At 46.0% G+C, this 8,340-nt stretch carries 6 protein-coding genes and 1 pseudogene; 4 read left to right on the top strand and 3 right to left on the bottom strand.

Annotation, left to right across the window (positions count from 1 at the left end; all coding sequences use genetic code 11):
* The coding region (locus AT710_08270) for a hypothetical protein (GenBank protein ID KUO90793.1) at positions 1-185 on the bottom strand (185 nt) is incomplete at its 3' end.
* A 191-nt stretch (positions 186-376) separates the two neighbouring features.
* On the opposite strand from AT710_08270, the gene AT710_08265 reads away from it, so the two are divergent.
* Both AT710_08265 and AT710_08260 read left to right on the top strand, forming a co-directional pair.
* The gene (locus AT710_08265; GenBank protein KUO90792.1) at positions 377-1,756 is read left to right on the top strand and encodes a hypothetical protein; all 1,380 of its coding nucleotides are present in this window, start codon (positions 377-379) and stop codon (positions 1,754-1,756) included.
* A complete protein-coding gene (locus AT710_08260; GenBank protein KUO90791.1) occupies positions 1,746-3,017 on the top strand; it encodes a hypothetical protein in 1,272 nt (423 codons plus the stop codon). Before AT710_08265 ends, AT710_08260 begins: the two co-directional genes overlap by 11 nt.
* Before the next feature lie 112 nt (positions 3,018-3,129).
* On the opposite strand, the gene AT710_08255 is transcribed toward AT710_08260, so the two are convergent.
* On the bottom strand, positions 3,130-6,036 hold the full coding sequence (locus AT710_08255) for a leucine--tRNA ligase (GenBank protein ID KUO90790.1): 2,907 nt from the start codon (positions 6,034-6,036) through the stop codon (positions 3,130-3,132).
* A gap of 124 nt (positions 6,037-6,160) precedes the next feature.
* Here AT710_08255 and AT710_08250 point away from each other — a divergent pair, with 124 nt between their 5' ends.
* The gene (locus AT710_08250) at positions 6,161-7,639 is read left to right on the top strand and encodes a proline--tRNA ligase (protein KUO90789.1); all 1,479 of its coding nucleotides are present in this window, start codon (positions 6,161-6,163) and stop codon (positions 7,637-7,639) included.
* Between the two features lie 2 nt (positions 7,640-7,641).
* Here AT710_08250 and AT710_08245 read toward each other — a convergent pair whose 3' ends face one another.
* Positions 7,642-7,971: a hypothetical protein gene (locus tag AT710_08245; protein ID KUO90788.1), complete on the bottom strand. Its 330-nt coding sequence runs from the start codon at positions 7,969-7,971 to the stop codon at positions 7,642-7,644.
* A gap of 137 nt (positions 7,972-8,108) precedes the next feature.
* Between AT710_08245 and AT710_08240 the strand changes: the two are divergent.
* Positions 8,109-8,340: pseudogene (locus tag AT710_08240) on the top strand.

The following is an 8,340-nucleotide window of genomic DNA, read 5'->3' as shown; positions in this document are numbered from 1 at the left end:
TTAAAGAGTTTGGCGGAGGCGTTGGCTAGCCTCCTCAGCTTTCTTTCCTGGAACCCATTTGGTAGGAGGCGAACCACGTTAGTCCTCCTATTCTTGAATTCGATTTCTTTGATGCCCCCTCCCGGTATTGCGGGGGGAATCGGCTCCCGCTCCTCATTCCCAAGAAATTGACCGGGGGAGGACATCCTGAAGAGAGGTGTTTAGGCTTAAAAAAACTTTTCTATAAGGGGACTACTCATCCCCCGCCCTGAAGGGCGAGGCTTTCCGCCCCCTTAACCCCCATGTTGTAACCTTGGGGAGGGGTCTCCTAAGAGGGGATTGGAGATTATTGTGCGCGCATTAATAATATTTATAAGGAGAAACCATCGATTAAGTTATGGAGGATTACCTCCGAAAGTTAATAGATAAGGGTTCAGCGTACTCTGATGCTCGTTACCATTATCAGAGGGGCTCAAGCATTTCATTAGTTAATGGAGTTGTAGCAGGAAAAACTTCGTGGGTAAGCGAGGGTTACTTGGTTAGGTCATTCAATAATGGCCTCTTAACCGTGTTCTCCTCTAATGAACCCAAGGTGGATAAGCTCGTTATTAAGTCAAAAAGTTGGGAGACCGGATTCAAACCCGCTGCTCCAATAAATAAGAATGTGATTGTGCCCCAAGTAAAGCCCATGAGTGATGCATCTGTTGAGGAGAAGGTAAAGATGCTGCAGGAAATCGATGCCCGTGTGCGCAGTGAGAAGTTAAATTCTAAATTGATTAGGTTTAATATATCCCTCTTTGAGTTTATTGAGAGGCGGGCCTTTCATAATAGTGAAGGCACGTTCTCTTACATAGAGAGGCCGGGCCTCTGGTTAAGGTACTCCATGGTGCTGGAGAACAAGGGGGAAACGATTTCCATGTGGTCAGATGAGTTGGGGGCACTGGGTGGATTGGAATTATTGGATAAATGGAATATCCATGCCGAACTAATAGAGAAAGTAAAGTCCCTCGATAATATATTGATAAATGGCAGGGCGCCTCCAACGGGTAAAATGGATGTCGTTGTGAGCAGCTTGATAGCCGGCATAATAGCCCATGAATCAACTGGGCACCCCTTCGAGGCGGATAGGGTTCTAGGCAGGGAAGCTGCCCAGGCAGGTAAGAGTTACCTGGGGTACTTAGCGGCAGGTAAATTCGCCTCTGAGGCAGTTAATGTATCGGATGACCCCACAATACCCGGCAGCCTCGGCTTTTACTTGGTTGATGATGAGGGGATAGAGGCAAGAAAGAAGCGATTGATTGTTAATGGAAGAGTGAATGAGTTGCTTCAAAGCCGCTTCACTGCATATAAGATGAATGCGGAACCTAATGGATCCATGAGAAGCATGGATTACCAATCGGAGCCGCTCATCAGAATGTCTAATACATTTTTCGAGCCATCCAATATGAAACTAGATGAATTGATACGCGATGTAAGGAATGGAATATTTCTCAAGAGCTATATGGAGTGGAACATAGATGATATAAGGTGGGGACAAAGATATGTTGGGCTTGAGGCGTACGAGATAAGGAATGGCGAAGTGGGGAATCCGGTGAAGTATCCAGTCCTTGAGGCCAGCACGGGAGAAATATATAGCTCAATAGATGCCGTTGATGATGAATTGAGATTCTACGCAGGCATGTGCGGAAAAGGCGAGCCCTCGCAGGCCGTACCAGTATGGATGGGTGGACCAGATATGAGGATTAGGAACATTAGGGTGAAGAAACTTGGAGAGTAATCAATTAGCCTCAATACTTGGCTCAATACGGGCTGAGGAAAAGGCTGTAGCAATGGAGATCAAGGATAATTTAATGATAAAGGTAGTGGATAGCTCAATTGCCCTATTACAGAGATGGAGAACTGTTGATGGTCAGGTTTATGTTGGGTCAGGCGGAAAAATGGCAATAATAGGTTTCTCAGGTAATCCCCCCAGCGATATAGATAAAGAGGCGAATGCGAGCCTAACCCCTTCGCCATACTTCTTCAAGCTTCCGCGTAATGAAGGGGAGACCAAGAAGGATGTAAGTGACCCAAACATAATCGGCAGCATAAGGAATCCAAGTCAACTAATAGATGATGTACTTAATATGATGACTGAGAAGACGAGCGGTGTCGTTATGCTGGAGAACATTGAGAGGCAAGTCGCAACTAGTGGGGGATTCATGGGAACAGAGAAGTTAACTACATACACTGCTCATTTCAGGGTGTTTAAGGGAGATAATACAGGGCATTGGGCGACAACCGGTTCCCGGCTTAACATTAATGATATGAGAAATGCCTTGAGGAAAGCGGATGAGTATGCCTCCATAACGGATGAAGTGGAGATCGATGAGGGGAAGCATAGAGTCATTCTTTCGCCGATGGTTTTCTCTAATCTGCTTCAATTAGTGGGTAGAATGGCATCGGCCATGTCCGTGGAGACCGGTTCCTCCATATTCACCAAGGTGAAACCAGGCGATAAGATTTTCTCGCCCATATTTACCCTGCACGATAGGCCGCTGAGCGATTTAAGGCCCATATTCTTCGATGATGAGGGGAATGAAACACATGATAAGGCCATTGTGGAGAATGGGGTATTCAAAACACTCCTCTTCAATACGGCGCTAGCTGATCGCCATAAATCGAAGAGCACGGGGAACGCTGGATGGGTGTTTCCAGTGCCATGGAACTTGGAGACTGCTCCCGGCGATGCTGACGAAAATGATTTATTGAGTGGAGACGGAGTATTATTCACCAATAATTGGTATACGAGGCTTCAGAACAGCATGGAGGGCATCTTCTCCACCGTGGGACGGGATGCCATATTATTAATAAGAAATGGAAGAATAGTGGGGAGGTCCAAGAAGAGGCTTAGATTAGCAGGTCGACTTGGCGATATGCTTGGAAATATCCAGGCACTATCTAGGACATTATACCCAATAAGGTGGTGGGAGGTAGAGGTTCCAACGCGGGCCCCATTTGTGGATATCTCAAGCTTCACTGTGACCAAGAGCCAATGAATCATCCTTGCCCTTATGGATGGATTCTTTTGACCTCTTGAAAAATGATTTAATCACCTCTCCTTCAAGGGATGACCCTTGCCTCTCTTTTGTCATGGCTTTAATTATGCTTTTACTCGATATATATTGCCGGCCTGCCCGGCATTGCTGACTTAGCCTTATTAGCGGGATCCTGGCCTGGATTTAATGCATCGTGGATCATTATCTTAATGCCGAGTTTCTTTTCCATAACTGGACCAAAGTACTTAAACGCATTCAGCTCCATTTCTCTCGAGACGATGTTGCGGGGTATTTGGCCATTAAATACTCTCTTAGCAACATCGGGTATGCGAGACTTAATGTTATTGAACCGTGGATTGCTTGAGGCTTCCTTAATTATCGATCCCATGTCCTTCTTCTCCTCCATCTTAACTGCAATAAAGCTAACCAACTCATAAAGCTCACTGCTTGGCCCAACATATATATGAGCCAGCTTTGCCTCCTTTCTCAGCCTCAATAATTCCCTCACGTCCTCTATGGTCCTGAATACTACATCAACAGCATTATCCACCTCATCACTTGGCTCCTTTGCCGGAGTGATCCATTTCTCTAATGAAATTAGGGATGAATTACCCATTCTATGCCATAATTCCTCCGTTATGTGAGGCATGAGGGGGCTCAATAATATTAACCACTTGCCTAAAAACTCCCAAAGCACCGACCTGAATTCAGGTAATGAGTCCTTCACATCCATGTAAATCTCCGCAGAACTAAGCAGATTAAAGAATGACTCAAGCACATATTTCCTAATACTCATGCTCTCTATTAACTTAGGTGCAGTAATGAGTAGCCTATCGATCTTGCCCAACAACCACTTACTTGGAAGTGTTAATTCATTGGTGGGCAGCGATGCTTTTCCCATCGTTATTATCTCATTTGCCAGTCTCCAGAAATCCACTAACCTGGAAAGCACTACATCCACTTCATTATCCTTCCAATCAAGTAGATTCTCCAGATCCGCCTCATAAGCCATATAGAGCCTAACCATGTCTGGCGGGTAATTACTGACCGCTTCCCTAAGCGGTAAGACATTCCCAAGGGACCGCGACATTTTCTGCCCATTACGTATTAGGAAATTATTCAGGGTAATGGATTTAGGCCACATATCGCGTGGGAATATGGCCGCATGGTGAGCTATGAAGAAGCTCAAGTGATTGCCTATCAAATCTATGCCGCTGTGCCTCTGATCAACTGGGTACCAGTACATGAATTCCCTACGGGCCTTCTCCGCCACTTCGCTTAATATTAATGGCTTGCCTTTACCCAGGAATACATAATCATAGAACGAGAGAAGCTTGTTAAGGGCATCCTCATCCGTGCCATTACTCTGAATCACTTTGGAGGTCAATTCGCTGAGCACCTTAGACGCATCGCTGCTCTTCACATACCTAGCAATCGTATAGAATGCCATGTATATGGTCGAGTCGCTCAGGGCCTCTATTACCCACTCATTATCCCAGGGAAGGCGAGTGCCGAGGCCCCTCTTCCTGGCGCATGGCCTCATATTCAGCCAATTAATGGTTGACTCGAAGTTAATCCGGTAAGACTCCGGCATTATCCTCATGGAGTTAAATGCCTCCCATATTTTTGGTTTCCACTCTGGATGGCCGTAATTAAGGAACCATTGATCCCGTATCACTGCAACTATGACCCTATTGCCGCCCCTCGTAAGTATTAGCCTGGGCTCCGTCTCATACATGATGTCCCAAGCATTCTTGCCTTTTAATAATTGAATTGCCTTCTCCTTAGCCTCAGAAACCCTTACCCCCGCGAGCGAAGTATTATCCCTCATCACCCCAGAATAATACTCATCCCTATAGATAATCTTGGTTGCCTCGTTAAGCTTATCCTTCTCTAATTGACTCTTTATTCCCATTCGCTTAACTATATCAGCGGCAGGCCACTCACCGTAACCCTCAACCCTTATTATCCCAATTGGGGAAATGCCTCTAGCAACGCCGCTGAACTCATTATCGCCGCTAGCTAGCTCCACTAAGGCAATGTAATCATAGGGAGCATGAGCGGGGACACTATACACAACTCCAGTGCCTGTATCATCATCCACGAAGCTGGCCGGCAAAACAGGTAACCATGATTCGGTCACTGGATTAATGACGCGCGCCCCAAGTAATTCCCTCCCCCTGAGTTCCCTAATCACCTTAACCTCCTTATCTTGAAATGATAGCTTCCACGCAGCTTGCTTGGATATTATCCAAGTTTCCCCACCCACCTGGGCCTCCACATAAGTGGCGTCTGGATTTATCCATACATTGGTCGCGCCAAATATTGTTTCGGGCCTGAACGTGGCGGCCACCAAATATTTTCCATCACTCAACCTAAACTTAACTAAGTTAAACTCAAGTATCTCTATGTTGATCTCGTCGCCGCCCTTTATATCGTGCTCGCCAACTGCTTGGCCCTCCGCTGGGGAAAAGAGAACTACATGCTTCCCCCTAGTTATGAATCCATTGTCCCGTAGCTTATAGTACTGCCAAATAATGAATGAACTATACTCGGGATCACCCGTGGTGAATTGACGCGTGAAGTCCATTGATGGCCCTATCAACTTTAAATCCTCCTCATAATGGCTGGCAAAGAATTTCGCTATATTCCATGGATCCTTGAATGACTCGATAATTCTACTTATTTCTCCCTTGTCCTTTATATAAATCCCAACATACCACTCATAGAGGTCCCTTAACTCCGCGTCTCCCTTGCTTAACCTATCCGCCACTGATTGAATTGGAGTGCCCGTTATATGCCACGCTATTGGAAACAACACATTATAGCCCTGCATCCTCTTTAGGCGAGCAATTATGTCACTTATCGTGAACGTGCGACCATGTCCAATATGTGGAGGACCCTGCACATAGGGATACGGAACGGTGATGAAGTACTTGGGAGCGCCCTCCTTGACGTCGCCATTAAACACCCCCTTCGAGTACCACTCATTCTGCCAACGCCTGGATACCTCCAACATCTCCTTAACTATATCGTTATAGAAAGCTCATCGCTATTGGATCCAACTAAGGTTTTTAACATTATCGCTCCGACGGCTACAAGTTTTCAGAGTTAAGGTTTAAAAAGCCGTGAAGCCTCAGGCAATGGGGATTCCTATTGCCGAGTTCCAGGCACGAATAGTTAGGGAAAAGAGGGAACGCAAGAAAGAGAAAGTGAGGAACTTCATTGAATGGTTCAATAAAATAATAATGGACGCCGAGCTATATGAATATAGATATCCCGTCAAGGGCGCATATATATGGAGGCCCTATGGTTTACAAATAAGGCGGAGGGTAGAGAACATAATTCGGGAGCTCCATGATGGAACCGGCCACGGCGAGGTCCTATTCCCAGTATTTATACCGCTCGAGTACTTCAGCAAGGAGAGCGAGCATATAAGGGGGTTCGAGGAGGAGGTTTTTTGGGTATCTAAAGGCGGCAAGGATCCTGAAAGGCTCATCCTGAGGCCCACCAGCGAGACAGCCATGATGCCGATGTTTAAGTTATGGATAAAGGACCACACCGATCTACCTCTAAAGGTTTACCAAATAACAAGCGTATTTAGGGCTGAAACCAAGTCGACGCATCCCATGATTAGGCTTAGGGAGATCTCCATGTTCAAGGAGGCTCACACGGCTCATGTAGATAGAGAGGACGCCGAGAAAACGGTTAGGGAGGCAATGGAAATATACAAAAAGATATATGATTACCTCAGCATTCCATACCTAATATCAAGGAGGCCAGAGNGGGATAAATTCGCGGGAGCGGTCTACACCATAGCATTTGATACCTTAATGCCCGATGGAAAAACAATACAAATAGGAACTGTTCATTACCTTGGAACCAACTTCTCCAAGGTCTTCGAGGTAACATACTTGGATAAGGATGGAGCAACTAAGTACGTTCATACGACCAGTTACGGCATATCCGAGAGAGTTATAGCAAGCATGTTGGCGATACATGGAGATGATAATGGACTTCTCCTGCCCCCCAACGTAGCTCCAATACAGGCGGTGATAGTTCCCATTCCACAGGAAGGATATGATACTAAGGGAGAAGCAGCCAAAGTTGAGGCAGAGCTTAGGGGAGCAGGAGTAAGGGCATTAGCGGATCTGCGCGATGATAAGACGCCGGGCTGGAAATTCAATGATTGGGAAATGAGGGGCGTACCAATACGTGTGGAAATAGGGCCTAGAGATATGGATAAGAAAACTGCAGTAGTTGCCAGGAGAGATACTGGCGAGAAGTATGAGGTGCCTCGCCAATACGTGGTTGACTTCATTAGGAAATTAATGGTGGAGGTTGGGGATAACATGCGGAGGGAGGCATGGAGTAATTTAAGGAAGTCAATTCACTATGTGAGCAGTATACAGGAGGCATTGGATAAGTTAGGCGCTGGCGTAATCATGATACCCTGGAGCGGAGATGAACAATGCGGTATAAAGATACAGGAGCAGCTGGATGCCAGCATACTTGGTGTTCCAATTGATGAGGAACCCACTGCTCAAATAGGCGGGGAGAAAGACCTAGCGTGCCCAGAGAAGAACGCTAATTACTGGGTAAGGGTCTCAAGGCGATACTAGGATTACTTCAATATGTTTACTAAATCCATTGCTTCCATTGGGTTTCCCTTAGTTATCATTAATAATCCCTTAAAGAATGCACTTATGGGATCCAACTCACCCTTAATTAGCTTAACAAGGTTATCCCTACTGATGCTCACCGCTAGATTCGGTGATGGATGCGTTCCCTTAATTATTGTGACTGCCCCATCCTTTATCTGCACGTAGAAGGCCTCTAAATTAGTTCCCTGGAATTGATATACCTTGTTAACATTCTTCATTTTCTCCATTATCTTGCCCTTATTGGCCTCAACTAAATTATTCAGGAGCTGTATTGGGTCCTCGCTTGACATACTACAAGGAGAAATAACTCCTTTATAAAAATTACCAAAATGGGGGTTAAGGGGGCGAAAAACCTCGCCCCATCAGGGCCGGGGATGGATAACCCCCTTATAGAAAGGTTTTTTAAGACTAAACACCTCTCTTCAGGATGCCCTCCCCCGGTCAATTTCTTGGGAATGAGGAGCGGAGGCTGATTCCCCCCGCAATACCGGGAGGGGGCATCAAAGAAATCGAATTCAAGAATAGGAGGACTAACGTGGTTCGCCTCCTACCAAATGGGTTCCAGGAAAGAAAGCTGAGGAGGCTAGCCAACGCCTCCGCCAAACTCTTTAACGAGGTTAACTATGAGAGGAGGCAACAATTCTTCCACGGAGGAAAAG

Source organism: Thermocladium sp. ECH_B (assembly GCA_001516585.1).
Taxonomy (GTDB): Archaea; Thermoproteota; Thermoprotei; order Thermoproteales; family Thermocladiaceae; genus Thermocladium.
The sequence above is the reverse complement of the archived record's forward strand: the minus strand, read 5'-3'. Positions and strand labels throughout refer to the sequence as shown.

Bases quoted from the DNA above. Each gene is read 5' to 3' on its own strand.
- AT710_08245 (KUO90788.1), bottom strand. From the start codon at position 7,971: ATGTCAAGCGAGGACCCAATACAGCTCCTGAATAATTTAGTTGAGGCC.
- AT710_08255 (KUO90790.1), bottom strand. From the start codon at position 6,036: ATGTTGGAGGTATCCAGGCGTTGGCAGAATGAGTGGTACTCGAAGGGG.
- AT710_08265 (KUO90792.1), top strand. From the start codon at position 377: ATGGAGGATTACCTCCGAAAGTTAATAGATAAGGGTTCAGCGTACTCT.